The sequence below is a fragment of the Halomonas beimenensis genome, assembly GCF_002549795.1.
In the GTDB taxonomy this organism is placed as follows: domain Bacteria; phylum Pseudomonadota; class Gammaproteobacteria; order Pseudomonadales; family Halomonadaceae; genus Halomonas; species Halomonas beimenensis.
In genome coordinates this window covers 2,875,117-2,900,017 of sequence record NZ_CP021435.1, presented here as the reverse complement: position 1 = coordinate 2,900,017, position 24,901 = coordinate 2,875,117, and the positions used below count along the sequence as shown (strand labels likewise).

The following is a 24,901-nucleotide window of genomic DNA, read 5'->3' as shown; positions in this document are numbered from 1 at the left end:
GTAATGTCGGTACCGAATGGTCGCGGGTGCGCTCGCAGGCTCGCTTACCCCCCCCTGCGGACTCGGGGCCAGCGCGGCCGTCGTAGGGGAGATAAGTGCCAGCGCATCTACCGATTTCCCCGGGGGAACGCCATGGCCTTCCATGACCCGAATCCGAAAGTCCGTGAGATCGAGCGGCAGAATGCCCGGTTGCGTGCCGCCTTCTTCGCCAGGCTGTTTCGCGGTGCCTGGTGGAAACTTCGCACGGGCTTGTTGCGTCTTCGGTTCCGGCGTCGTCGGCGTCAACGTCGAGGCTGAGGCGCTGCGCTCGCGCCTTCCTGTGCTGTCGGGGATAACGCCCGGCCCCTGGCCAGGCGTCGCCCTGGGAGTAGTCGGGCACTACCCGCCGAAGGGTGAGGGAGCGGCGCTGGGAGCCGCGTCGAGGAGCGGAAGGTCCCCGGGGGCGCGCACCCCGGCCATGAAGAGGGAGAGGCCCAGGAGCAGGATGAGCAGGCCTCCCGCGAAGCCGGCTCCTCGCAGGCATCGCTGGATGCCCGACACGCGCAGGGAACGCTGCAGGCGACGCTCGGCCCATCCCCTGGCCATCACGCTGGCCAGGGCCAGCGCCGAGACCGTGAGGGCCGTCCCCACGGCCATGGCCAGCACCGCCAGCACGCCGGCCCAGTAGTGGCCCAGCAGGGAGGCGGCCCCGACCAGCAGGACGCTGCCGCTGCAGGGCCGCATGCCGATCGACGCCACCACCGCCAGGGCGCCCCGCCAGTCCTCGGCCTGCCGGGGCGTCAGGTGATGGGCGCAGTCACACTCGTGATCGTGGTGATCATGGTCATGGCCAGGGTCGGCCGCCGCGTGGCGGTGAGGCGAGTGCGCCAGCGCGCGCCAGCAGAGCCAGAGCCCCAGCATCGCGACCAGCAGGTAGCTGGCCTGCTCCAGCCAGACCACCGAGCCCATGGCCTGGCGCGTCAGCCATCCCAGGCCGTGGACCAGCACCGTGACCAGGGCGATGGCGACCACGGCCTGCAGCAGCGAGGCCAGGCAGGACAGCAGCAGGGCCCGGCGCAGGGCGCCGCCCTGGCTGAGCAGGTAGGTGCCGAGCACCGCCTTGCCGTGGCCGGGGCCGGCGGCATGGAAGACGCCGTAGCCGAAGCTGAGGCCGAGCAGGCTCAGCCAGGCGGTGGTGCCCGGGGCGGCGTCGAGGGTGGCGACCGCCTCCGTCAGGGCGCGGTGCAGGTCCCGCTGCCAGGCGACCAGCTGCAGGCCGAGCCCTTGGTCCCCGGCGAACCAGGCCAGGCCGAACACCGCCAGCGACAGCGCGCCGAGTCCGAGGAGCCAGCGCCATCGGGGCCGGGCAGCCGCGGGGTCAGGCGCCGAGGAGGCGGCACGATCGGAGGACGTCAGAGGGAATCGCATCGCACTTCTCCGGTCTCGGCGAAGAAGCGGCCCAGCCCCTCCGGCGCCTGCTCGGTACGGTCCAGCCGCGCCGCCTCGGCGACTCGGGCCGGGTCGGGATCGGCGGCCATGATGCGCGTGGTGCAGTCGGCACCCGTCACGCGCAGGGCATCCGGCCGGGGCGTTTCGCCCTCCGCCTCGTGCAGCACCTCGAGATAGTAGGTCGGGTCGTAGATCCGGTAGTGCATCGCGGCCTGCTCCAGCGGCAGGGGCTCGGCCAACGGCAGCCGGAACATGAGGACGACCCGGCCGTCGCGCGCCAGGGTGGTGAAGTCGTCGACCTCGCCGAGCGCCACCGCCTCGCCGTCATGGGTGACGTGGGTGAAGTAGTGCTGCGGGGACAGGTTGTGACGGATCTCCACGCCGAGCTGGTCGAGGCGAGCCTCCATGGGGGCCTCGCCGGAGGCGGCTCGCAGCTCCTCCAGCACCAGCTGGCTGTAGAAGGGATCGAGGCGCCAGCGTTGCTGCAGGGCCTCGACCCGGCCGTGCTCGTCCATCAGCACGCGCACCGAGACGTCCACCCAACCGTGGGGGTGGGCCGGGCTCGCCAAGGGCCAGAGCGACAGGACGCTGGCGAGGCAGAGGGCGAGGAGGCGGCGCCGGGCCCCGCCTCGTGATGGGCATGTAGTCAGCATGGCCGATATCCTATGGCAGCGGCGAGGGGGCGGCAACGCCGGGCGATGCCGCTCCAGAGTCATCGCAGGAATGATTGTTTCTCGGGGCTTATCCGTCGACAGGTCCCGGAGCGCCGGACCGACGAGGGGGCGCTGTGAACCCCTCCATGGGCGCTACCGACGCCCTGCGGCGCTTTCGCCTCCTGCTCCGCTTGCAGGACCGGTGCTGGCCATCCCTGGCCAGCCCGTTCGGAGCCGTGCTCCTCACCCCTGGCGTAGGACCCCCTCTACGACCTGTCCCCGGCGACCCTCGTCTGGCCCAACGGTGATGGCCCTGGATGCTGACCTCGGTCGTGCATCCCTCAGAGTCGGAGCCGCTGTCGGCCGGGGCTGTCGGGTGCGCTCGCAAGCTCGCTTACCCGACCTACGCCGCATCGCTCAGAGCCGCCGCAGCCCCCACATGAAGTAGGCGCCGCCGAGCAGCGAGGCCACCAGGCCGGCGGGGATCTCCTCGGGGAACAGCCACTGGTGCCCCAGCCAGTCGGCGAGCACCATCAGCAGCGCCCCGGCGAGGGCGGCGCCGAGCAGGTGCGTACCGGCCCGGGAGAAGCCCAGCAGCCGGGCCAGGTGCGGGGCCAGCAGGCCGACGAAGGACAAGGGGCCGACCACCAGGGTGGCGCCGGCGGTGAGCAGGGCCACGAGCAGCAGCAGGGCCAGCCGCGCGCGCGCCAGGGGCAGCCCCAGGGCGGTGGCGGTGGCCCCGCCCAGGGGCAGGATGTCCAGCCAGCGGGCCAGGGGCGCGGCGACCAGGGCCAGCAGCAGCGCCGCCCCGGTCACCGTGAGGGCGCTGGTCAGGTCGACGTAGTAGGTGGATCCGGAGAGCCAGGCGATCACCTGCTGGCCCCGGGGGTCGCCGCCGGCCAGCACCACGGCCCTGACCGCGTCGAACAGCGCCATGATGGCCACCCCGGTGAGCAGCAGCCGCTCCGGCTGGAAGCCGCTCCTGCGGTTCAGCCCCACCAGCACCGCCAGGCTGGCCAGGGCGCCCAGGGTGCCGGCGCCCACCAGGGCCAGGTTGCTCGGGGCGGGCAGCAGGAAGATGGCGCCCATCAGGGCGATGGCGCTGCCCCCGCTGATGCCCAGCAACTCGGGGCTGGCCATGGGGTTGGCGGTGAGCCGCTGGATCAGGGTGCCGGCGATGGCCAGCATCACCCCGCAGCCGGCCGCGGCCAGCACCCGGGGCAGGCGCCACTGAAGCAGGGCCCAGTCGCCCGGGGACGCCCACTGCCAGCCGCTGCCCGTCTGGCCGGCCAGCAGCGCCACCACGGCGAGCCCGGCGAGGGCCAGGGCCAGCCAGGTGGCCAGGCGTCCGGGGGCCGGATGCCGGGTGCCGAAGGCCCGGGCCTCCCGGGGCGGGGTCTGGCCGCCCAGGTGCAGCCGGGGGATCAGCCACAGCAGCAGCGGCGCGCCCAGGGCCGCGGTGGTGGCGCCGGTGGGGATCAGGGTCGGCAGCGCCCCGGAATAGCGTTGCAGCAGCTGGTCGGTGGTGGCCAGCAGCAGGGCGCCGAGCAGCGTCGACCAGAGCAGCCGCGGGCCCAGGCGGCGGGCGCCGGCCAGGCGCACGATGTTGGGGGCCGCCAGGCCGATGAAGCCGATGATACCCACCACGCTGACCACGCAGCCGGTGAGGAAGACCGCCAGCCCCAGGCCGGCCAGGCGCAGGTGCTTGAGCGAGATGCCCAGGCTCCGGGCGCCGGCCTCGTCGAGCTCCAGTACCGCCAGGGGGCGCAGCAGCCAGATCGCCGCCAGGGCGCCCAGGGCCAGGCGCGGGGCCAGGAAGGCGGCGTCCTGCCAGCCGTTCTGGGAAAGCGAGCCGGCGCCCCAGATCAGCAGCCCCTTGAGCTCCTCCTGATGGAAGAGCAGCAGCACCATGGACAGGGCGCCGAAGTAGAGGTTGACCACCAGGCCGCCGAGTACCACGACCACCGGCGCCAGGCCGCGGCGCCAGGCCAGGGCGAAGACCAGCCCCATGGCCAGGCCGCCGCCGGCGAGCGCCACCCACTCCCGTCCCAGGCCCAGCAGGCCGGGCGCCAGCAGGCTGGTGGCCAGCAGCGCCAGGTTGGCGCCGTTGGCCACCCCCAGGGTGGTGGGGGCGGCCAGGGGGTTACGCAGTACCTGCTGCATCAGCACCCCGGCCAGGGCCAGGCCGCCCCCGGCGAGCAGCGCCATGGCCAGGCGCGGCCACCAGGCGAAGTGCAGCACCAGGGCCTCCGGCGTGGCGCCGGTGCCATCGATCAGGGCGGCGAGGCCGGGGCCCAGCCCGGTCCGGGCATCGAGGACGGCGAGGCTCAGGGCCAGCAGGGCGAGGCCCAGCACGAGACAGGCGCGCCCCGGTGTCAGCTTCGGCCAGGGCCGGCGGGGATGGGCGAGGGCATCAGACGGCATCGGGGGCCTCCAGGGCGGTCACCAGCAGCTCGGCGAAGCGTTCCGCCGAGGGCAGGGCGCCGAAGCTCCACACCGGCGGCAACACGAGGGGCTCGCCCCGGCTGGCCTCGGCCAGGTGGTGCCACAGCCCGCCCTCGGCCAGGGCCTCGCGCACCCCGGCGGGGTAGGGCTCCACCACCACCAGGCGGGCGTCCAGGCCGGCCAGCGCCTCGATGCCCACCAGCGAGAAGCCCCAGGCATTGGTGGGCCCGGTCCAGCCGTTCTCGAGGCCGAGCCGGCCGATCACCGCCTGGAAGAGGCCGTTGTCGCCGAACACCCGCACATGGCGGCTATCCATGAACTGCACCATCACCAGGGGAGGCTCATCGCCATTCAGCCGTTCCCGCAAGGAGTCGATGCGGGCCTCGGTTTCCTTGATCAGCCGGGTCGCCGTCCCGGGGCGGCCCACCAGCTCGCCGAGCGAGAGCGTCAGCTCGAGCATCTCCGCCCAGGTGTCGCGGCCGGGGCTGTAGAGCGGCAGGGTCTCCACCGGGGCGATGCGCTCGAGACGCGGCGTGAGGTTGGCGAACATCGGCGAGATCAGGATGCGCTCCGGGGCCAGGCTCGCCAGCAGCTCCAGGTTGGGCTGGCTGCGCAGGCCCAGGTCGACCGTCGTCTCGGGCAGGGCGGGCTCGCCCACCCAGTCGTGGTAGGCCTCCACCTGCGCCACCGCCCGGGGCGGGGCGTCCAGGGCCACCAGGGTCTCGGCCAGGGTCCAGTCGAGGGTAGCCAGGCGGGGCGTGTCGGCCGGGGCAGAGGCGGCGACCAGCCAGGCCAGCAGCCCGGCCAGCCATGACGAGGCGCGTCGAGGAGGGAACACGGGCGACTCCGGGGCTAGTGGGCGATGGCGACGCGGTGCTCGCCGGTGGGGTGGGCCATGACGTGCATGGGCAGGCCGTAGATGGCCTCGAGGGTGTCGCCGTTCATCATCTCCTCCGGCGTGCCATGGGCCAGCAGGCGACCGCCGTGCAGCGCCACCAGGCGGTCGCAGTAGCGGGCGGCCATGTTGATGTCATGGAGCACGATCACCACGCCGAGGCCCAGTTCGCGACACAGGCGCCGGGTCAGGGCCAGCACCTCCACCTGGTGGGCGATGTCCAGGGCCGCCAGGGGCTCGTCGAGCAGCAGGAAACGGCTGCCCTGGGCCAGCAGCATGGCCAGCCAGACCCGCTGGCGCTCGCCCCCCGAGAGGGTGTCCACCTGGCGGTCGGCGAAGGGCTCGGTGTGGGTCAGTTCGAGGGCGCGGTCGATGGCCGCCTCGTCCTCGCGGCCGTGGCGGCCCAGCAGCCCGTGCCAGGGGTAGCGGCCGAAGCCCACCAGCTCGCGGCCGGTCAGGTTCTCGGCGGCGGGCAGGTGCTGGGGCAGGTAGGCCACCCGGCGGGCGAAGGCGCGATGGCCCCAGGTCGAGAGCGGCTTGCCGTCCAGGTGCAGCTCCCCCCGGCTGGCGGGCTGTTGGCGGGCCAGCAGCTTGAGCAGGGTCGACTTGCCCGACCCGTTGTGGCCGATCAGGCCGTGGATCCGACCTTCCTCGAACCTCAGGTCGAGGGGATGCAGCAGGCATTGACCGTTGACCTCGAAGGAGGCGGCGCGCGTTTCGATCATGGGGGGCTCCGCTACCGGGGTGCCGCCCGGAGGGGCGGTCCATCGCGCGGCAAAGCGTAAGACAAACGAGAATTCTTATCAATGTTATCGGTTGGTCCTGCACGGCAACTGCAGTTGGTTCTGGCGAGGGGCGCCGGGGACAGGTCGAAGAGGGGGTCCTACGCCATGGATGGCGTCGGTAGCGCCCAGGGAGGGGTTCACAGCGCCCCCTCGCAGACCTGTCGACGGATCAGCCCCGAGTGACAAGACTCACTTCGATAGCCCTGGTTGGTCCGGCACCCCGCATGGCGTAGGCTTGGGCCCCCGTCCACAAGGAAAGTCCCGATGTCTTCCACCGCTTCCAGTTTCCAGGCCCTGGGGCGACTGCTGCGCTATGCCCGGGGGTACCGGCGTCGCATCATCGCCGCCAGCCTCTGCTCGATCCTCAACAAGCTCTTCGATATCGCCCCGGAGATCCTCATCGGCGTGGCCATCGACGTGGTGGTCAACCAGGAGGAGAGCTTCGTCGCCGGGTTGGGCTTCACCACGGCCCAGGAGCAGATCCTGGTGCTCGGCGCCCTGACGTTCTTCATCTGGGCCGGCGAGTCGCTGTTCGAGTACCTCTTCCAGATCCTGTGGCGCAACCTGGCCCAGCGGCTGCAGGCCGACCTGCGCCAGGACGCCTACGAGCACGCCCAGCGCCTGGACATGGGCTTCTTCGAGTCGAAGAGCTCGGGGCAGCTGGTGGCGACCATGAACGACGACGTCAACCAGCTCGAGCGCTTCCTCGACGGCGGCGCCAACGCCATGATCCAGGTCGGCGTCACCGTGGTGGCGGTGGGCGCGGTCTTCTTCGTGCTCTCGCCGCTGATCGCCCTGCTGGCCTTCACTCCCATCCCGCTGATCGTCTGGGGCGCCTTCTACTTCCAGCGCAAGGCCGGCCCCCTTTACGCCGACGTCCGCGAGCGGGTCGGCGACCTCTCCAGCCGGCTGGCCAACAACCTGGCGGGCATCGCCACCATCAAGAGCTTCACCGCCGAGGCCCGCGAGGCCGAGCGGCTCAAGGCCGCCAGCGAGGCCTACGTGGAGGCCAACCGGCGGGCGATCCGCATCAGTTCCGCCTTCATCCCGGTGATCCGCATGGCCATCCTCACCGGCTTCCTGGCCACCTTCACCGTGGGCGGCATGATGGCGCTGCGCGGCGAGCTCAACGTGGGCGCCTACGGCGTGCTGGTGTTCCTCACCCAGCGCCTGCTGTGGCCGCTCACCGGCCTGGCCCAGGTGATCGACCTGTTCGAGCGGGCCATGGCCAGCACTAGGCGCATCCTCGACCTGCTGGCCACCCCCATCCGGGTGCGCGATGCCGCCGACCGGCCCCTGGCCGATCCGGTACGCGGCGAGGTGCGCTTCGAGGACGTGGCCTTCCGCTACGGCGGGTCCGGCGCCGGCGTCGAGGGCATCGACCTCGCGGTGCCGGCGGGCCATACCCTGGCCCTGGTGGGCGCCACCGGCTCCGGCAAGTCGACGCTGATCAAGCTGCTGCTGCGCTTCGTCGAGCCCGACGCGGGTCGGGTCCGGGTCGACGGCCAGCCGGTCGATTCGGTGAGCCTGGCCTCGCTGCGCCGGGCCATCGGCCTGGTCAGCCAGGACGTCTACCTGTTCGAGGGCACGGTGCGGGACAACATCGCCTACGGCAAGCCGGAGGCCGAGGAGGGCGAGATCATCGAGGCGGCCAGGACCGCCGAGGCCTGGGACTTCATCCGGGCGCTGCCCGAGGGCCTGGACACCCCGGTGGGCGAGCGCGGCGTGCGACTGTCCGGCGGCCAGCGCCAGCGCCTGTCGCTGGCCCGGGCGCTGCTCAAGGACCCGCCGATCCTGGTGCTCGACGAGGCCACCAGCGCGGTGGACAACGAGACCGAGGCGGCCATCCAGCGCTCGCTCCAGCACATCGGCCATGGCCGCACCGTGATCATGATCGCCCACCGGCTCTCGACCATCGTCCATGCCGACGAGATCGCCGTCATCGAGGCCGGCCGGGTGGTCGAGCGCGGCACCCACGGCGAACTGCTCGCCCGGGACGGCCGCTATGCCGCCCAGTGGCGGGTGCAGACCGGCGTGGTCGAGGCGGCCGACGTGCCCCAGGCCTGATCCCTTCCCCCCATCCCTTCCTCGACCGGCGGCCCCTGGGCCGCCGGTGTCGTCTCCGAGCCTGATCCCCACGCGTTCCGGTGAGGGCAGACCCATCGTTCTTCTGAAATGCGAAGCATTCTTATTGTGTCAATTAATGCGAGTCATTATCATGCGCGTTCCCGTTGTATTAGAACCGAAGGCTTGCTCACCCATGTCCCATCCCGCTTCCCGCCCCGTCGGGGTCGATCCCCTCGCCCTGGCCGTTCGCCGGGCCCTTGGCCTGGCCACCGCCGGCGCCTTCGTGCTGATGTCGCCCGCCCTGCTGGCCCAGGAGAGCGAGTCCGCCGAGGAACTCGAGACGGTGACCGTCGAGGCCGAGGCGCTGTCGATCGTCACCGAGGGCTCCGACGACTATCGGGTCCCGCGCACCAGCACCGCGACCAAGCTCGACCTGACGCCCCGCGAGACCCCGCAGTCCGTCTCGGTGGTGACCCGGGCGCAGATCGAGGACTTCAACCTCGACACCATCAACGATGCCCTGGAGTCCACCCCCGGCGTGACGGTGGAGCGGGTCGAGACGGACCGGACCTACTATTCCTCGCGGGGCTTCGAGATCTCCAACCTGCAGGTCGACGGCCTGCGCCTGCCGATGCCCTACAACAACGTCCACGGGGACATCGACACCGCCGTCTACGACCGCATCGAGGTGGTGCGCGGCGCGACCGGCCTGATGTCCGGCTCCGGCAACCCGGCGGCCACCGTCAACTTCATCCGCAAGCGCCCCACCGAGACCCCTCGGGCCTCGGTCTCCGCCACGCTGGGCAGCCGGGACCATCGCCGCCTGGAGCTGGACGTCTCCGGTCCCCTGGACGACGAGGGCCGGGTCCGCGGCCGCCTGGTCGCCGCGGGACTGGACTCCGATTCCTACCTGGATCGCCTGCACCGCGAGCGCGGCGTGCTCTATGGCGTGCTGGAGGCCGACCTCACCGACAGCACCCAGCTGGCCCTGGGCCATACCTGGCAGCAGAACGATACCGACGGCAACATGTGGGGGGCGCTGCCGCTCTACGATTCGGCCGGCAACCCCACCGACTATGACCGCTCGACCTCCCCGGCTCCCGACTGGTCCTACTGGAACGGCGAGACCCACCGCAGCTTCGTCGAACTGACCCAGCGTCTCTCCGACGACTGGCAGGTCAAGGGGACCGTCACCCACCTGGACATGCTGTCCGATACCAAGCTGTTCTACATCGGCACCGTGCCCGACGCCTCCACGGGCCGGATCCCCAACAGCTTCTACCTGAGCAAGTACGATCGCCACCTCGAGCAATGGGTCGCCGACCTGCATGCCAAGGGCGATGTCGAGGTCCTCGGGCGCCACCATCAGCTGGTCCTGGGCGCCGACTGGAGCCAGAGCCGCAATCAGCAGAGCTCGCTCTACGCGGCCGCCACGGAGGACCTTCCCCCGCTGGACGAGTGGGACGGCAGCTACCCGGAGCCCGAGTTCGGCGATCCCGACTTCGCCAACGACGCCACCATCAAGGAGCGCAGCCTCTACGGCGCCGCCAAGCTGGACCTGGCCGACCGCTGGACCGCCGTGGCCGGTGCCCGCCTGAGCTGGCTGGATACCGTGGGCGAGCAGTACGGCAGCTCCCAGGACACCACCCTGGACAACGAGCTGACGCCCTATGCCGGCCTGATCTACGACGTCACCGACCAGGCCTCGCTCTACGCCAGCTACACGGAGATCTTCAATCCCCAGACCGAGACCGACCGGAACGGCGATTACCTCGATCCGGTCGAGGGGGTGAGCTACGAGCTCGGACTCAAGGCCGACGTCTTCGACGGCGGTGCCGACGCGGCCCTGGCGCTGTTCCGTACCGAGCAGAACAACGTGGCCCAGGTGGTCGGCAACGTCGGGGGCCGGGACGTCTATGCGGGCGCGGACGGCATCACCAGCGAGGGCGTCGACGTGACGCTCGCCGGCGAGCTGGCCCCGGGCTGGCAGGCCAGCGTCGGCTACACCTACCTGGAGATCGAGGACGCCGACGGCGAGGCCACCAACACCTACATCCCGCGCAACATGGTGCGGGGGACCACCAGCTACCGGCCGGCCAGCCTGGATGCGCTCAAGGTCGGCGCCCGGGTGCGCTGGCAGGACGACATCGAACGCGAGCGGGATCGCGACGATGGCAAGACGCGCCAGGACGCCTACGCCCTGGTCGACCTGATGGCCAGCTACGACTTCAGCGACAGCCTGACCGGCTCGCTGAACGTCAACAACGTCACCGACGAGAAGTACCTGACCAGCCTCAAGTGGGACCAGGGCTTCTACGGTGCCCCGCGTCACGTCATGGCCAACCTGACCTGGACCTACTGAGTCCCGAGCGGGTGACCCCGGCCAACCAGGGCCCATCCCGGCGACGGGGTGGGCCCTTGGCGTACCCGGGTGCCGCGATGCGCGACTGGACAATCCCGCCGCTTGTCACGACGCTTGGCCAGGATGGGGACGGCCGGGAGCCGTCGCGTCACGCCTTGCAAGGGGAGGGTCGGGCATGACCGTCGTCGCCTTCGTGGCCGGGCTGGTGTTGTTGATCGTGGGCGCCGAGGGCCTGGTCCGCGGGGCCTCGCGGTTGGCCGCCCGCCTGGGCATCTCCTCGCTGATCATCGGCCTGACGGTCGTCGCCTTCGGCACCAGCTCGCCGGAACTGGCGGTCAGCCTCAAGGCCGCGATCGGCGACCAGGCCGGCATCGCCATGGGCAACGTGGTCGGCAGCAACGTCTTCAACCTGCTGGGCGTGCTGGGGCTCACCGGCCTGCTGGCCCCCTCGGGCATCGCCCTCTCGCCCGCCATGATCGGCTTCGACCTGCCGGTGATGATCGCGGTGGCCCTGGCCTGCCTGCCGATCTGCGTCACCGGCGGCCGGATCAGTCGCTGGGAGGGCGGCGTGTTCTTCGGCTACTACCTGGCCTATACCCTCTACCTGATCCTGGCGGCGGCACGCCACGACGCCCTGCCCGGATTCGGCATGGCGATGCTCACCTTCGTGTTGCCGATCACGGCGCTGACGCTGGTCCTGCTGGCGCTGCGCGACCGGCGGCGGACCCGAACACGCTGAAGGGGCTCCCCCGATCGACGCCGCGGCGTCGCTGTGCGATGGTCGTGCCTGACCATCGACCGGTACCGAGGAGCGCCAACCCGACATGCCTGAGGATTCCTTCTGGGTGGAACTGCTGAGCAACCGTGGCGTGAGTTCGGTGGCGCTGGTGGCCGTGCTCGTCGCCTTGCGCATCCTCGCGGTGCGTGTCATCCGGGGCCGCAAGGAGATCCTGTCCGATTACCGACGCGCCTGGCTGGCCCGCACTCGCAATGCCACCGTGGTCCTCGCCCTGGCCGGCCTGGTGCTGATCTGGCTGCCTTCCCTGCATGCCTTCGCGCTGTCCATCACCGCCTTCGCCGTGGCGCTGGTGATCGCCACCAAGGAGCTGATCCTCTGCCTGTCGGGCACGGTGCTGCGCGTCGTCAATCAGCCCTTCGAGATCGGCGACTGGGTCGAGATCGGCGACCTGCGCGGCCAGGTGGTCGACGAGACCATGCTGGCGACCACCCTGCAGGAGATCGGCGGGCCCGTGGGCCGCTTCGAGTACTCCGGCAAGACCATCGTGGTCCCCAACAGCGTCTTGTTGACCACGCCGGTCCAGAACCAGAACTTCTTCAAGAAGTGGGTGTATCTCGAGGTCTGCGTCGTCCTGGAGCCCGACGTGGACATGCGATCGGAACTGCCGGCCCTGGAGCAGGAGATGGCGATGCTGTACGACCCGCATGCCGAACTGGCCGAGCGCTACAGCGCGATGATCCGGAAGCGCAGCGGCATCGACATCGCCGAACCCCACCCGCGCGTGACCCTTGCCACCACGGACATCGGCAAGCAGCGTATCGACGTCACGCTGTTCTGTCCCACGCCCAACGCCTTCGAGGTGGAGCGGGCCATCAACGATGCCGTCCTGCGCCGCTACTGGCGCCTGCGCCAATCGGCGAGCGCCTCGACGGAAGCATGAGGTGAGACCGCCAGGCTGAGCTGACCCAGGCCTGCAGTCGGGGCCGGCGGCTGCGACGTCTCGCCAGATGGCGATCGAAGCTGTCTAAAGAATGGCTCTTCGCAGATTCGCGGGAAGTGGGGTGTCGTGGGAGCACTGCTTGCTGCGCAATGACCTCGCGCTCTAAAGAGCGCTCCCACCAGGGATCTCGAGAACCGAGGCGAGTTCGGAAGTGGGAGCGCAGCTTGCTGCGCGATGGGGTGATGTTGGCAACTGATGATGGCGCGAGGTTGTATGACAAAAAAACCGGCGGCCCGAGGGCCGCCGGTCATCGTCGAAAGGACAGGGGCGCGGGTCAGAAGTCGTAGCTGACCGTCGCCTTGACGCTGCGCTCGGCGCCGAAGTAGCAGAAGTTGATGCTGCTGCAGCCGGAGACGTATTCCTCGTCGAGCAGGTTGGTGACGTTGAGCCGCGCGGAGACGCCTTCGAGACCCAGCTCGGCCAGGTCGTAGCCCAGGGTGGCGTCGACCACGGTGTAGTCGGGCACCTTCTCGGTATTGGCCTCGTCGGCGTAGATGTCGGCGTAGTAGCGCACCCCGAGGCCCGCATCCAGGCCGGCGAGCCCGCCCTGCTGGAAGGCGTACTGCCCCCACACCGACGCCTGGTGACGCGGCACCCAGTTGTCGGTGTTGCCCTCGTTGGCGTCGTCGGTCTTCTCGAGGGTCACGTCGGTGTAGCTGTAGCCGGCCTGCAGGCGCAGGTTCTCGGTCAATCGGGTATGGGCCTCCAGTTCCACGCCCCGGGACTCGATCTCGCCGGTGGCCCGATGGAAGCTCTCGCTGGCGCGCTTGGTGGCCAGGTTCTCCTGGGTGATGTGGAAGAGCGCCAGGCTGTAGCGGTCCTGGGTGCCGGCCGGCTGGAACTTCAGGCCCGTCTCCACCTGCTCGCCCTGGGACGGCTCGATCAGGTCGCCGTTCTGGTCGGTGGCGGAGTTGGGGCTGAAGGAGGTGGTATAGCTGGCGTAGGGCGCCAGGCCGTTGCCGAAGAGGTAGAGCACCCCGGCCCGACCGCTGAACTGGGTGTCGTCCAGTGTGCTCTCGGCCCCGCTGTCGCGGTCGGTGTTGGTGATGTCGACCCAGTCATGGCGCCCGCCCAGGTTCAGCCGCCAGTTCCCCACGGCCAACTGGTCCTGGAGGTAGAGGCCGGTCTGTTCGAGCTCCCGCTTGCGGCGGATATCCGGGTACATGGCGGTAGGCTCGGCGCCGTATTCGGGGTCGAAGGCATCGATGGCGGGGAAGGCGCCCGAGCCCCAGACGACGTCGTTGTCCAGCTGCTGGTAGTCGACACCGGTCAGCAGGGTATGCTCGACGGCGCCGGTGGTGAGCCGCGCCTCGAGCTGGTTGTCTACCGCCAGGGCCTCGAGGGACTCGTCGCCGCTGGAGAAGTAGCGATTGAGCTCGGTGGCGCTGGCCCAGCCGAAGGCATAGACCTGCTGCAGCTCGACGTCGGATTCGGTGTAGCGCAGCCTCTGCCGGCCGGTCAGGGCGTCATTGAAGCGGTGCTCGAGCTCGTAGCCCACCATGGTCTGTTCGCGCTCGAACTTCTCGAAGTCCTCCTCGCCCTCGAAGAAGGTGTTGGCGATGCGACGGCCGTTGCGATCTTCCACCGTGCCCTCGAAGGGCAGGCCCGAGTGTGAGCCGCCCTCCGGATCCTTGTGCAGGTAGGCGTGCAGGGTGAGGCTGGTGGCGTCGGTCATGTCCCAGGTCAGCTGGGGGGCGAAGGCGTAGCGTTCCTCCTCCACCGGCCCGAACTGGGTGTCGGCGGCCCGGACCAGGCCGGTGAGGCGGAAGGCGAGGCGGCGCTCGTCGTCCAGCGGGCCGGTGAGGTCGAAGGCGGCGCTGCGCTGGGCGTTGTTGCCGGCGCCCAGGCGCAGCTCGCCGCCGCGCTCGAACTCGGGGCGCTTGCTGGTCTGGGCCACCAGGCCGCCCGGGGAGGCGCGACCGTAGAGCACGGAGGCCGGCCCCTTGACCACCTCGATGCGCTCCAGGAACCAGGGATCGATGACCAGCGAGCTGAAGGAGCCGCCGTCGCTCATCACCTTGAGGCCGTCGAGGAAGGTGTTGTTGACGCTGCCGTCGGTGAAGCCGCGCAGTATCAGGTAGTCGTAGCGGTTGGAGGCGCCGACCTGGTTGGTGTAGACGCCCGGCGTGTAGTCGGCGGCGCGCTGCACGGTCTCGGCGCCGCGGGCTTCCCACTCCTCGCTTTCGACGATCGACACCGACTGCGGCGTCTCGTTGAAGGGCGTCTCGGTCTTGGTGGCCGCCTCGGCGGTGACGGTCAGGGTGGAGAGTTGCTCGGCGTCTTCGGCGTGGGCCGCCAGGGCCATGCCGGCGGCGGCGAGCGAGACCGCCAGCGCCAGCGGACGGGGAGTCGGCATGCGGGGATTCCTTTCTGATAGCGTGTGACGTTAGGCAATGAGAATTATTCCTTTTTGGCTGCCCGGCGAGGTATGCCAGACGCTCACACGGCTATGCGGAATGCTCAGCGCGTCGGCGGGAGGGAACTCGGCGAATGGCCGAAGCGACGGCGGAAGGCGGTGGCGAAGTTGCTGGCATGGCGGTAGCCGCAGAAGTGGGCGGCCTGCTGCACGCTGTAGCCCTGGCGAAGGTAGTCGTGGGCCAGGCGCAGCCGACAGTCGCGCAGGTAGTCGAACACCGAGCGGCCATAGGCGGCCTGGAACTTGCGCCTCAGGCTGGCGGGGCTCATGGCGGCCAGCTCGGCCAGGTCGGCCAGGCGGTGATCGGCGGCGGGATCGTCGTGCAGGGCCCGGCAGACCCGTTCCAGTCGCTGGCGCTCCTGGGGCGGCAGGCGCGGCGCGGGGGCCTGCGCCGGCTCGTCGAAGCGGCCGCCGTGGGCCAGCAGCTGCAGGCTCAGCCCCTCGAGCACCAGGCGCCGGGCCTCGTCCGGCAGCGGCGTGGCGAGTGCCTGCTCCAGGCCCTGGCGCAGGTGCTCGGGTAACCGCCAGGCCTGCACCCGGGAGGCGCCCGGGCACGACGCCGTCAGGCCCAGCCGGTCCAGGCAAGCCTCGTCGAGGCTCAGGGTCAGGGCGCGGAGGCGCTGGCCGGCGGGCTGGGAGGCCGCCAGGCCGCGGTCGGCCTCGAGTCGCACGCTCAGCGCCATGCCGGCGCCCAGCGGCCGCGGCTCCTGGTCGCCCAGGGCGACCTCGGCCCGGCCCTCCAGCAGGACGATGATCGACAGCGGCGAACGCGTCCGGGAGCGGGAGTCGTAGCGATGCAGCACCTCCACATCGGAGGCGACCAGCTGCATGCCCCGTCGCGGCGAGAACTCACGCACCAGGCCGCGGACCACCGGCGCCTCGGCCCGGGGCGAGAGGTCCGGGACCCGGTAGTCAAGGCCGTAGCGCCGGCCATAGGCCTGCAGGTCCCGGGGCGTGTGCAGGCGGACGCCGGCGGCGGGCCGACTCATCCGGCCGCCTTCGCCGCTTGGCGGGCGGGACGGCACTCCAGCGGGCAGTTGGCGCAGTAGCCGAGCTCGTCGATCAGGTAGCGGATGCAGCACAGCCGGCGCACCCGGGCGGGCTGGTCCGGTGCGGCGGGCGTGACGTAGCGCACCGGCCGGTAGAGCGGGTTGCGGCGGCCGTCGGGCAGGCTGCGACTCTCCATCAGCGCCCGGGCGGGTTCGGCCAGGTCCGGCGAGGCCATGGGATGATCGGCCAGGGCACCGGTGAAGTACTCGAAGTAGTTGCCGGCGTTGCTCCAGAACACCTTGGGCGAGGCCCCGGTGGCCGCGGCCAGGGCCTCGATCAACGGCGTCAGGTGGCCGTCGAGCAACGTGGCGAAGCGCGACAGGGGAGCGAGCTCGGCCAGGGGCCGGCCGGCATGGCGCAGGTCCAGGCGGGTGGTGCGGCCCTCATCGGATTGCTCGAGATGCAACTCGTCCAGCCCCAGCGGCAGGTCGCGCTCGAGCAGCAGGTTGGCGGCCAGGCCGTGGGCCGCCAGGGCACTGAAGTGCCACTTGGACCACAGCGAGGCCACCGCCCGGCGGTCGCCGTGACCGTACCGGGCGCCGAAGCGGGCGAACAGCGCGTCCAGGTAGGCCGGGTCGAGGAGCTCCCGGGCGGATCGGGCATCGGGATCTGGGGTCGCCGAGACCCTGGGGGGCGCCAGGCCTTCCAAGGGCCCGATATACAGGGTCGACAGCGCTTGAGTCATGGGGCCTCCACCGGAACGTCATCGCGGGATGATGGGTAGCATGACAACGGCGGCCCGAAGGCCGCCGCTGGTGGGATGGGATCACGCAATCAGGATGCCACGGCAGGTCAGAAGGCGATCCTGCCTTCCAGCATATACGCCCGCCCCGGCATCGGAACGCGGCCCACCGGGCTGACGTCGGCGCCGCGGAAGTAGGCGTCGTCGTCGAGCAGGTTGGTGGCCGAGAGTCCCAGGTTCAGGGTGGTAGCGGCATCGAGGCGGAAATCGCGGCCGATGCGAGCGTTGACCCGGGTATAGGCGGGCAGCTTGCCGGCGCTGCCGTTGGCGGTCTCCTGCTCGGTGTTGGCGGCATCGCTGAAGCTGTCGCTGTAGTAGTTGGCGCTCAGGTTCGCCTGCCATTGATTCAGCTCGTAATCGGCGCTGGCACTGACATGGTGCTCCGGCGCGTTGGGCAGGTCGTTGCCGGCGTTGTCGCCGCTACGCTGCTCGGTCGACAGGTAGGTGTAGCCGAGGCCCAGCGCCAGGCGCTCGCTAGCCTGCCAGTCGGTTGCGAGCTCGATGCCTTCGTGACGAGTCTCGCCCAGGTTGACGAAGCGATCACTGGGCTTGTCGAACTGGATCTGGTCCTCGTAGTCGATGCGGAACACCGTCGCCGTGGTGGTGAGCGTCGGCGTGACATCCACACGTGCACCCAGCTCATAGTTCCAGGCGGTCTCGTTGGCCACGTCGCCGTCGCGGGTGGCCTGGGCGATCTGTACCGGCACCAGCGACCTCTGGGCGTTGGCGAACAGGAAGACCTCATCGGTGGCGGCGAAGCCCACCGTCAGTCCCGGCAGGAGCTCGTCGGTGTCGTTGGTCGAGGCGGTGTCGTTCAGCTCGTCGGAAAAGTCCATGCGCACGTCTTCGTAGCGCAGTCCCGGGGTGAGCTCCAGCCGGCCGTCCATCAGGCTCAGGGTATCGCTGGCATAGAGCGCCACGGCGTCGGTCTCGAGATCCCAACGGCGCACGGTGGAGTGGCTGCCATCGTCGAGTTGCTGGCGATTGACGTCGAAGTCGACCTCCTCGCTCACGTAGCGCGCGCCGAGGGTGACGGTATGGATGCCCTCGCGTACCGTCAGGCGCGGCTCGGTGCCCCAGACATGGAACACCCGCGGCGAGTCGGCCACGTGGCTGGATGTCGCCTCGGGATCGGCCCAGTGCCCGCCGCTGGTCAGGTCCTGGCCGAAGAAGAAGGTGCGATCCGCCCGGTGGGCGAAGTTGCGCCAGGTGAATTCGACATCACTGCTGGGGGTGAAGGTCCAGGCCAGGGTCCCGCGCAGCATGTCCGCCTCATAGGCGTCATGCGGACGCTGGGAGTCGGTGCGGTCGCGCTCGTAGGCCTCTGGGCTGAGCGCCCCGGGCAGCTCGGCGTCCACGTCGTAATACTGCACGCTGGCGTCCAGCGTATTGCGATCGTCGATGAAGTACTCGGCGTCGACCAGGAAGTTCTGCACGTCGGTCTCGGAGTGCTCGCGGAAGCCTTCCCCGCCCTGGACGTTGGCCTGGAACTGCAGCGCCAGGTCGTCGGTGACGAAGCCGCCGATGCGGTAGTAGGTGTCGTGGAAGACATGGCCGCTGTCCTCGGCGATGGTCACCCGCTCCGACAGGGTCTGCTCGACGTCCCCGGGAATCGGCTTGGTCAGGAAGTTGACCACGCCGCCGACGTTGTTGGGGCCGTAATGCACCGCCGCGCCGCCGCGCACCACATCGATGGTGTCGATGCTCTGCAGAGTCACAGGGAACAGCGAGGCGCTGACGTTGCTGTACGGGCCGATGGCGATCGGGTAGCCGTCCACCATCATCTTCAGGCGTTCACTGCGCAGCGGATTGAGGCCACGCAGGCCGATGTTGGGCAGCACGCCGGTGCCGGTCTCGTCGAGAATCTGGACGCCGGGCACCGAGCGCATCGCGTCCTCGATGTTCAGGGCGCCGCTGTCGTGTAGCTGCTCGGGCTCGATCACCGTGCGCGAGCCGGGGTAGGTTTTCACCTCCTCCTCCGTGGGGTTGCCGAGCCAGTCGCCCTGGACCACCAGGGTATCGAGTTCGGTGACGTCTTGCGCCTGGGTGGATGTCTGGGCCTGGGCGGCGGAGGCGAGCATGGCGGATGCCAGGCCAATAGCGGCGGCGAGGGGCGTTCTGGGGGTGCAGCAGGAGCGAAGCATAGCGAGAGTACTCGTTCGGTTGTTAATCTTAATGAAAACGATTATCAATGTTATATGAGTTTATGCTCTCTGCCTAGGGGCGGGATCAAAGCGCCGGCGGGTTGAGCGAGGACATCGGCACGAAATAGGGTGCTGCAGCATCGCCATGGGGCACCGGGGCGTCATCGATGATGCGGGCGCGGATACGGAAGACATCCATCAGCAGCCGTTCCGTCAGCACCTCGGTGGGAGACCCTGCCTGGACCAGCTGGCCCGCGCGCATGGCGACCAGCCGGTGGCCCACTTGGGCCGCCTGGTTGAGGTCGTGCAGCGACATGATCACCGTGAGCCCCTGCTCGCGATTGAGTGCCTGGAGCAACTCCAGGATCTCCAACTGATGGCCCAGGTCCAGGTAGGTGGTGGGTTCGTCCAGGATCAGCAGGTCGGCCTGCTGGGCCAGGCATAGGGCGACCCAGGCCCGCTGGCGCTCGCCACCGGACAGCGCCGACAACGGGCGGCCCTCGTAGCCGGCGAGGCCCGTGACCCGAATCGCCCAGCGCACCCGGGCATGATCCTGCTCGCCGAGTGAGGCGAAGAGCCGCTGGTGGGGAAAGCGGCCATAGCGTACCAGCTGCTCGACGCTGAGCCCTTCGGGGGCCTGGGGGTGCTGGGGCAGCATGGCCAGGCGTCGGGCCAGCTGGCGGCGGGGCCAGGACGTCACCGGGCGGCCATCGAGCAGGGCCTCGCCGCGCCAGGGCGTCATCAGGCCGGACAGGGCGCGCAGCAGGGTACTCTTGCCGCAACCGTTGGGGCCGATCAGGCAGTGGATGCGGGCCGGCTCGAAGTCGAGGGTCATGTCCGACACGATGACCTTGTCGGCATAGCCCAGGCGCAGGTCGCGGGTCGCAAGGCGCGGCGCGGCCGGGGCGCCAGGGGCCTCCCCGGGGGTGGAAGGAAGGGGCATCGCTCAGGGCCTCCTGGACAACAGGGCGAGAAAGAAGGGCACGCCGAGCAGGGAGGTGACCACGCCGATGGGCAGCTCGGCGGGGATCAGCACGACGCGGCCGGTCAGGTCGGAAACGAGCACCAGCAGGGCGCCGCAGAGCGGGCTGACGATGAGCTGACGCCCGAGGTCGGGGCCGACCATCAGCCGTGCCACATGGGCGACGATCAGGCCGACGAAGCCTACGGGGCCGGCGATGCCGACCGCGCTGGCGGCGAACAGCACCGCCACCAGCAGCAGGGCGAAGCGCGAGCGCTCGACGCCGAGCCCGCGGGTGGCGGCGACGTCGTCGCCCAACTGCAGCAGGTTGCCGCCCCTCACCAGCGGTGGCAGCAGCAGGAGGCTGCCCACCGTCCACGGCAGCAGGGTGCCGAGGTGCTCCCAGTCGCGGCCGTAGAGGCTGCCCGAGAGCCAGGCCAGTACCGTCTCGGTGGTGGCCTGGGCCCAGCCGGCCAGAATGCCGGTGGTCAGGGCGCTGAGCAGGCCCGCCACGGCGATGCCGCACAGCACCAGCCGCACCGGCGTCGAGCCCTCGTTCCAGCTCAGCCGGTAGACCACGGCCGCCGCCACCAGCCCGCCGAGGCAGGCGATCAGCGGCAGCCAGTCGAGGCTCAGGGCCGCGCGCAGATAGGGATTGCCATCGCCGACCAGGCGCTCCGCGGCGGCGAAGGTCACTACCGCCGCCAGGCCCGCGCCGGCATTGATGCCCATCACCCCGGAGTCGGCCAGGGGATTGCGCATCACCGCCTGCAGCAGCGAGCCGGCGATGGCGAAGTGGATGCCGACCTGGGCCCCCACCAGCAGGCGCGGCAGACGCAGGTTCCAGATGATGTCCTCTGCGACCGGATCCCGGGCCGCGGCGTCGCCGGTCAGGGCCAGCCATACGCGGTCAGGCGACAGGGTGACGGCACCGAACAGCAGGTTGGCGAGCGCGCCCAGGGCGACCAGGGTCAGCAGCACGGCGACCAGCAGGCGCATTCGGTCATTCGCGGAGGTGCCGGTGATGGAAGGGGCGCGGGCGGAAAGGGTCATGGCGTTCTCGCGCGAATCAGGGCGATGAAGAGCGGACCGCCGATCAGGGCGGTGAACAGCCCCAGGGGCAGTTCCTGGGGCGCCGCCAGGCTACGGGCGAGCAGGTCGCTCAGGGAGACCAGCAGGGCGCCGGTCAGGGCCACCAGCGGCAGGGCCTGGCGCTGGTCGATGCCGACCAGCAGGCGCACCAGGTGAGGGGCAATCAGGCCGATGAAGGCCACCGGACCGGCGACCGCCACCGACGCCGCGGTCAGTGCCACGGCCAGCGTCACGAAGCCCAAGCGCAGCAGGCCGACGGCACCGCCCAGGGAGCGCGCCATGCTGTCTTCCAGCTGCATCAGGTTGAGCCAGCGCCCGGTGGCGAGCGACAGCGCCAGGCCGCCGAGGGCCCAGGGCAGGATCTGGCCGACATGGGCCCAGCCGCGGCCCTGCAGGCCGCCGGCCAGCCAGCCATAGAGCTGCTGCGCCTGGGCACCGGAAAACAGCAGGAAGGCGGTGACCAGGGCCGACGCCAGGGCGGTGACCGCCATCCCGGCCAGGGCGAGCATCAGCGGCGAGAAGCCGCTGCGCGCCGCCAGCAGGAATGTCAGCAGGGCGGCGCCTGCGCCCCCGACCATGCCGATGGCGGGGAGCCAGGTGGCATCCACCCGCCAGCCGACCTGGGCCATGACCACGGCCATCGAGGCGCCGGCGACGACGCCGGTGATGCCGGGGGAGGCCAGGGGGTTGCGGGTCACCGTCTGCATCAACTGACCGGCCAGGCCCAGGCTGGCCCCCACCAGCAGGCCGGCGACGAAGCGGGGCAGGCGCAGCTCCAGCACCAGGATCGCGGCCATGCCCTCGCCGCGTCCGGCTGCCACCTCGATCAGCTCATCAAGCGACAGGGGCACGCTGCCGATGACCATGGCCAGTACGCCCGTGGCGACGATGGCGACGGCGAGCAGGGCGCCATGCAGCGCGAGTCTCGAGCCACGAGGTGCCGTGGCGCCGGCAGAAGAGGGCAGCAAGGTGCTCATGGGTAGGGGTGACTGGCGATGGCGTCCGGCAGTTCGGGACGCTCGAAGGTCTCGGGATAGAGTCGCCAGGCCATCTCGTCGACGATCAGGCGGCGCGCGATGGGGCCGCCGCCTTCCTTCCAGTGGGGGCCGACCTCGTATACCCGGCCGTTCCTGACCGCCTCGAGATAGGGCCATACCGGGTTGTTGGCGAAGGCCCGCTCGCTGCCGGTGCGGAACAGGAAGATGACGTCGGGGTCCAGGGCCAGCAGCCGCTCCAGGCTGATCGAGTAGCCGAAGGGAATGTTCCGCTCCGGGGCCGGCGACGGACCGGCGGCGTTGGTCGCCTTCAGGCGTTCGAGCAGGGTGGCGGTCAGGAAGTGGTCGTAATAGGCGAAGGGCGCCTCCCCGGCGCCGGTCAGCAGGATGGCACTGACGCCCCCGGGGGCCTGCTCGACGAGGCCGGCGAGGCGCTCGTCGAAGGCCCGGTTCATCGCCTCGCCCTCGGCGCGCTTGCCCAGCGCCGCGGCGATCCCCGTCACCGCGCGGCGGCTGTCCTCCAGGCTGACGACATCGAAGGCGTGAAAGGGGGCGATGGCCTCGAGCTGGCGGGCATGGGGCTCGGTATAGCGATGGATGCCGATGATCAACTCGGGGTCGAGCTCGGTGAGCAGCTCCAGGTTGGTGCTGGCGCGCTGGCCGAGGCTCCGGGTATCGGCCAGCGGCGCGCCGAGATAGCGGGGCAGCGGTTCGCTGCCGAAGGTCGAAGCGCCGACGGGGGCGACACCGAGGGCGGCCAGGGTGTCGGCGGCGAAGGTCGAGATGGCCGCGACCCGCTCGACCGTTCTGGCCTCGATCGGGGTGCCCCTGTCATCCCGCAGCGAGGGCCGGTCGCCATCGTCGGGGGCCTCGGCCAGCGCTCCCTGGCTCGTCCCGACAAGGAGGGCAAGACCCAGGGCGATGAGCCGCCTGCGGCAGCTGGCGCGGCGTCGCGCTCGGGGTGGGCGGGGGAAACACTCGCATGCCATGCGCCTTCCTTCCATCAAGCTTGGGCGAAATATGGCAGGGGATTGTAATTTAAAGACGAGTCATTTGCATTAGGGTTGACGTTCCCCGGCCGCCTGGGTGCCGGGGAACGGGCAGGCAGGAAGCCTGCGTCAGGAACCTGCGTCCGCCGCATCGAAGGCAGCGCGAAGCTCGCGCAGTCGGCGGAACAGGATGCCGCGGTCCTCGCCCACCAGGAACGTCGCCACCCCGCGTTCCCGCCAGTAAAGGTGCTGGCCCTCGGCGCGGGGGATGGCACAGAAGCGGCGTCCCGCCCGCGCGCAGGCCCCGGCGACCCGGTCCAGCGCCCGGCGCACCTCGGGGTGTCCGGTGTCCGGGGCGACGCCCAGGTCATGGGCCAGGTCCATGGCCCCCTCGAGGATCCAGTCCACCCCGTCCACCTCCGTGATCGCGTCGATGTTCTCCACGCCGAGGGCGGACTCGATCATCAGCACCACCAGGAGCTCGTCGTTGGCGCGATTCAAATAGTCGCCGAGGGGCAGGCGTCCGAAGCCGGTGGTCCGGCCCCCGGTGATGCCGCGTCGGCCGAGCGGCCGGAAGCGAGCCGCCGCGACCACCTGGCGGGCCTGGTCGGCGTTCTCGACACGCGGCACCACCACGCCCATGGCGCCGGCGTCCAGGGCGCGCTGGATCGCCCCGGGATCGATGCCCGGTACCCGCACCAGGGAGGTGATGCCGGCGCACTCGGCGGCCCGGATCATGTGTTCCATGGCCTCCGGATTGACGCTCAGATGCTCCAGGTCGAGCACCACGAAGTCATAGCCCGCATGGCCCAGCATCTCGACCAGCCAGGGGGTCGGCACCGAGTTGAGCATGCCGTAGACGCAACCGCCCTGGTCGAGACGGCGCTTGAGGGGATTGGCGTCGAGCATCAGGCGTTCTCCTCGTCGTCGACCCGGTCATCATCGATGAAGTGCATGATCGGCGCCGGATGGCGCAGGAAATGCTGGTGGGAGATGTTCCAGGCGTAGGCGCCGGCCAGGGTGAACAGCAGCATGTCGCCGATGGCCAGTCGCTCGACCTCGACCTGGCGGGCCAGCACGTCCTTGGGGGTACAGAGCTGGCCGACGACGCTGACCCTGGTCCGGGCCAGCGCTTTCCCATCGCCGCCGCGCCCCGGCAGGCGCACGAAGGGATGGTCGTGACCCTGTGCCGCCGGGGTGCGGAAGTGGTGAGTGCCGCCCCGGCATACCGCGAACCACTGGCCGTGGTTGCGCTTCAGGTCCATCACCTCCATCAGGTAGTAGCCGCAGGGAGCGGTCAGGTAGCGACCGCACTCGAAGCGAATGCGATAGCGCCGCAGGCGCGGCTCGGCGAGTTGCCGGGCGAGCCCGCCGCAGAACTCCTGCCAGTCGAACTGCCGGCCTGGCTCGCGGTAGTTGATGCCGATGCCACCGCCGACATTGATCTGGTCGATGTCCAGACGATACGCCTCGCGCCAGTGCTCGACCTGCCGGAAGAGGTCGCCGAGCAGCCTGAGCTGGGCCTCGGCGTCGAGCTGATGGGAGATCAGGTGGAAGTGGAAGCCCCGCAGCACGATCCCCGGGTGGCGTTCGAGGAAGGCGAGACAGGTTTCCAGGTCGTCGGGATCGATGCCGAAGGGCGTGGGCACGCCGCCCATGGTCAGCGTCGTCGAGGGCAGGTTGTCGGTGGCCAGGTTCATGCGCAGCAGGATGTCCTGGCGGCGATCGCCCGGCTCCAGCAGCCGGGCCAGGCGTTCGAGCTCGGTCAGGCTCTCCACGTGGATGAGCTCGACGCCGAGCTCGAGGGCGAGGGAGAGCTCCGAGGCCAGCTTGCCCGGGCCGCCGAACAGCACGGGGACCTCGGGGAAGCGCTCGCGGATCAGTGCCAGCTCGCCACCGGAGGCGACCTCGAAGCCGGCCACGCGACCCTCGAGGGCGTCCAGTATCGGTGCCTCGGCATTGGCCTTGACGGCGTAGAACATCTCGCAGGGTTCGGGCAGCTGTGCCACCACGCCTTCGACGTGACGGCGCAGGGCCGGAAGGTCGTACAGGTAGGCGCACTGGGGGTCGGCGCTCGCCGCCTGGAGGCGGGCCGCTTCCCGGGCCATGGTGTCGAGTCGAAATTGCATAGCGTGTTC

General features: G+C 70.4%; 19 protein-coding genes. 4 read left to right on the top strand and 15 right to left on the bottom strand.

All coding sequences use genetic code 11. The features are described 5' to 3' along the window. Nucleotides 1-378: 378 nt before the first annotated feature. The 5 genes from BEI_RS13520 to BEI_RS13500 form a co-directional block, all read right to left on the bottom strand. The gene (locus BEI_RS13520) at nt 379-1,407 is read right to left on the bottom strand and encodes a nickel/cobalt transporter (protein WP_097790016.1); all 1,029 of its coding nucleotides are present in this window, start codon (nt 1,405-1,407) and stop codon (nt 379-381) included. Then, nucleotides 1,392-2,081, bottom strand: coding sequence for a DUF1007 family protein (locus BEI_RS13515; RefSeq protein WP_097790015.1), 690 nt, complete (start codon nt 2,079-2,081; stop codon nt 1,392-1,394). The genes BEI_RS13520 and BEI_RS13515 overlap by 16 nt, the downstream gene beginning before the upstream one ends. Before the next feature lie 417 nt (nt 2,082-2,498). Further along, the gene (gene fhuB, locus BEI_RS13510; protein ID WP_097790014.1) at nt 2,499-4,505 is read right to left on the bottom strand and encodes a Fe(3+)-hydroxamate ABC transporter permease FhuB; all 2,007 of its coding nucleotides are present in this window, start codon (nt 4,503-4,505) and stop codon (nt 2,499-2,501) included. Next, nucleotides 4,495-5,364, bottom strand: a complete 870-nt coding sequence (locus BEI_RS13505; protein WP_097790013.1) for an ABC transporter substrate-binding protein — start codon at nt 5,362-5,364, stop codon at nt 4,495-4,497. The genes fhuB and BEI_RS13505 overlap by 11 nt, the downstream gene beginning before the upstream one ends. 14 nt (nt 5,365-5,378) lie before the next feature. Beyond that, entirely contained in the window at nt 5,379-6,146 is a 768-nt protein-coding gene (locus BEI_RS13500; protein ID WP_097790012.1) for an ATP-binding cassette domain-containing protein, read from the bottom strand. A 324-nt stretch (nt 6,147-6,470) separates the two neighbouring features. Here BEI_RS13500 and BEI_RS13495 point away from each other — a divergent pair, with 324 nt between their 5' ends. The 4 genes from BEI_RS13495 (at nt 6,471) to BEI_RS13480 (ending at nt 12,314) form a co-directional block, all read left to right on the top strand. Beyond that, nucleotides 6,471-8,273 (top strand): ABC transporter ATP-binding protein, encoded by a 1,803-nt coding sequence (locus BEI_RS13495; RefSeq protein WP_097790011.1) that lies wholly within the window; start codon nt 6,471-6,473, stop codon nt 8,271-8,273. A gap of 193 nt (nt 8,274-8,466) precedes the next feature. Next, a complete protein-coding gene (locus BEI_RS13490) occupies nt 8,467-10,635 on the top strand; it encodes a TonB-dependent siderophore receptor (protein ID WP_227644477.1) in 2,169 nt (722 codons plus the stop codon). A 175-nt stretch (nt 10,636-10,810) separates the two neighbouring features. Beyond that, nucleotides 10,811-11,374 carry a sodium:calcium antiporter gene (locus BEI_RS13485; RefSeq protein WP_097790010.1) on the top strand — a complete coding sequence of 188 codons (564 nt, stop codon included), beginning with the start codon at nt 10,811-10,813 and terminating at the stop codon, nt 11,372-11,374. Nucleotides 11,375-11,459: 85 nt separating this feature from the next. Continuing rightward, nucleotides 11,460-12,314, top strand: coding sequence for a mechanosensitive ion channel family protein (locus tag BEI_RS13480; RefSeq protein WP_097790009.1), 855 nt, complete (start codon nt 11,460-11,462; stop codon nt 12,312-12,314). A gap of 334 nt (nt 12,315-12,648) precedes the next feature. Here BEI_RS13480 and BEI_RS13475 read toward each other — a convergent pair whose 3' ends face one another. The 10 genes from BEI_RS13475 to BEI_RS13430 all read right to left on the bottom strand — a co-directional run bounded on the left by BEI_RS13475 (nt 12,649) and on the right by BEI_RS13430 (nt 24,892). Further along, nucleotides 12,649-14,730, bottom strand: a complete 2,082-nt coding sequence (locus BEI_RS13475; protein ID WP_097790008.1) for a TonB-dependent siderophore receptor — start codon at nt 14,728-14,730, stop codon at nt 12,649-12,651. Nucleotides 14,731-14,834: 104 nt separating this feature from the next. Continuing rightward, nucleotides 14,835-15,779: a helix-turn-helix transcriptional regulator gene (locus BEI_RS13470; RefSeq protein ID WP_097790007.1), complete on the bottom strand. Its 945-nt coding sequence runs from the start codon at nt 15,777-15,779 to the stop codon at nt 14,835-14,837. Next, the gene (gene fhuF / locus BEI_RS13465; protein ID WP_097790006.1) at nt 15,776-16,525 is read right to left on the bottom strand and encodes a siderophore-iron reductase FhuF; all 750 of its coding nucleotides are present in this window, start codon (nt 16,523-16,525) and stop codon (nt 15,776-15,778) included. Before fhuF ends, BEI_RS13470 begins: the two co-directional genes overlap by 4 nt. A 107-nt stretch (nt 16,526-16,632) precedes the next feature. Next, a complete protein-coding gene (locus BEI_RS13460; RefSeq protein WP_097790005.1) occupies nt 16,633-18,663 on the bottom strand; it encodes a TonB-dependent receptor family protein in 2,031 nt (676 codons plus the stop codon). Between the two features lie 148 nt (nt 18,664-18,811). Next, the gene (locus tag BEI_RS13455) at nt 18,812-19,669 is read right to left on the bottom strand and encodes an ABC transporter ATP-binding protein (RefSeq protein WP_097790004.1); all 858 of its coding nucleotides are present in this window, start codon (nt 19,667-19,669) and stop codon (nt 18,812-18,814) included. Between the two features lie 3 nt (nt 19,670-19,672). Next, a complete protein-coding gene (locus tag BEI_RS13450; RefSeq protein WP_097790003.1) occupies nt 19,673-20,740 on the bottom strand; it encodes a FecCD family ABC transporter permease in 1,068 nt (355 codons plus the stop codon). Continuing rightward, the gene (locus tag BEI_RS13445; protein WP_097790002.1) at nt 20,737-21,756 is read right to left on the bottom strand and encodes a FecCD family ABC transporter permease; all 1,020 of its coding nucleotides are present in this window, start codon (nt 21,754-21,756) and stop codon (nt 20,737-20,739) included. The genes BEI_RS13450 and BEI_RS13445 overlap by 4 nt, the downstream gene beginning before the upstream one ends. Next, the gene (locus BEI_RS13440) at nt 21,753-22,763 is read right to left on the bottom strand and encodes an ABC transporter substrate-binding protein (RefSeq protein ID WP_097790001.1); all 1,011 of its coding nucleotides are present in this window, start codon (nt 22,761-22,763) and stop codon (nt 21,753-21,755) included. The genes BEI_RS13445 and BEI_RS13440 overlap by 4 nt, the downstream gene beginning before the upstream one ends. A gap of 129 nt (nt 22,764-22,892) precedes the next feature. Continuing rightward, a complete protein-coding gene (locus tag BEI_RS13435; protein WP_097790000.1) occupies nt 22,893-23,672 on the bottom strand; it encodes an HpcH/HpaI aldolase family protein in 780 nt (259 codons plus the stop codon). After that, nucleotides 23,672-24,892: a type III PLP-dependent enzyme gene (locus BEI_RS13430; protein ID WP_097789999.1), complete on the bottom strand. Its 1,221-nt coding sequence runs from the start codon at nt 24,890-24,892 to the stop codon at nt 23,672-23,674. The genes BEI_RS13435 and BEI_RS13430 overlap by 1 nt, the downstream gene beginning before the upstream one ends. Between the last annotated feature and the right edge of the window lie 9 nt (nt 24,893-24,901).